Raw genomic sequence first — 1316 nt, forward strand, 5'->3', positions numbered from 1 at the left:
TCTGATCGGGGCAGCCATTACAGCAGTCGCCGATATCAACAACTGTTATGGCGGTATCGGATAAATCCGAGCATGAGTCGACGAGGTAATTGCTGGGATAACGCACCGATGGAGCGGCTATTTCGTAGTTTGAAAAGTGAATGGGTTCCTGAGCATGGCTACAAAAATGTGGTCGATGCCAGGGAGAGTATCAGTGAGTATTTGATGGGCTATTACAGCAACATTCGTCCCCATCACTACAACGGTGGTTTGACACCAAATGAATCTTAACTGCAGTATTGGGCTGCTTATAAAACCGTGGCCAGTTTTACTTGGTCACTCCACATGCTTCGCCAGTACAGTGGGCCCGTATCGACAGTATCAATACCTTCAAGCTAACACCCACCAACGGATGGTCAGTGTGACCAAGATAATGTCCGCATACAGCGCGATGGGCAGGGATCTTCTGTTATTTATCCGACCGTTCTTGGGGCATAATCTCGGCCAGTGATGATTAACCGCCGGGCTAGACCCGCAAGAAGATGTGTAATGAAGATATTGGTGATCGGCCCCTCCTGGGTCGGCGACATGGTGATGTCCCAGAGTCTCTACAAGGCGATCAAGGCCAACCACCCGGAGTGTGAGCTGCACGTGATGGCCCCCGCTTGGTGTTGCGCCCTACTGGAGCGGATGCCGGAGGTGGACAAGGCGATCACCATGCCCCTTGGCCACGGCGATCTCAAGTTGCTGGCCCGCCGCCGCCTTGGCAAACAGCTGGCGGCGGAACAGTACGATCAGGCCATTGTTCAGCCCAACTCGATGAAGTCGGCGCTGATCCCGTGGTTTGCGGGGATTGTGCTGCGCACCGGCTGGAAGGGCGAGAGCCGCTACGGCTTGCTCAATGACCTGCGCAGCAACAAGTCCGCCTTCCCGCTGATGGTGGAGGGCTATCTGGCGCTCGCCTACCCCAAAGCGCAGATGCAGAGTCGGGCCGATATTCCGACCATTCCGCACCCTTCTCTGCACGTTGACCTGATCAACCAGAGCAAGGCGCTGGAACGGCTGGGGCTGGATCGCGCCCGCCCGGTGCTGGTGCTCTGCCCCGGCGCCGAGTTTGGCCCGGCCAAGCGCTGGCCGGAGGGGCACTACGCCGTGGTGGCCCAGCAGCATCTGGACGAGGGGTGGCAGGTGTGGATCTTCGGCTCCAACAAGGATCTGCCGGTCGGCAACACCATCCGGGATCGGGTCAACCTGCTGACCCGCCCCAACTGCCACGTGCTGGCGGGCAAGACCAGCCTGCACGAGGCGATCGATCTGATGGCGCTGGCCAACCGGGT

At 58.4% G+C, this 1316-nt stretch carries 2 protein-coding genes; both read left to right on the top strand.

All coding sequences use genetic code 11. The annotated features are described in order from the left end of the window. Positions 1-270 (top strand): integrase core domain-containing protein (locus CUC53_RS14335; RefSeq protein ID WP_157798283.1); only part of this gene is annotated, 270 nt, incomplete at its 5' end. 258 nt (positions 271-528) lie between these two features. Continuing rightward, on the top strand, positions 529-1316 hold a 788-nt coding region (gene waaF, locus CUC53_RS14340; RefSeq protein ID WP_100294787.1), incomplete at its 3' end, for a lipopolysaccharide heptosyltransferase II.

It is taken from the genome of Aeromonas cavernicola (genome assembly GCF_002795305.1).
GTDB classification, from domain to species: Bacteria; Pseudomonadota; Gammaproteobacteria; order Enterobacterales; family Aeromonadaceae; genus Aeromonas; species Aeromonas cavernicola.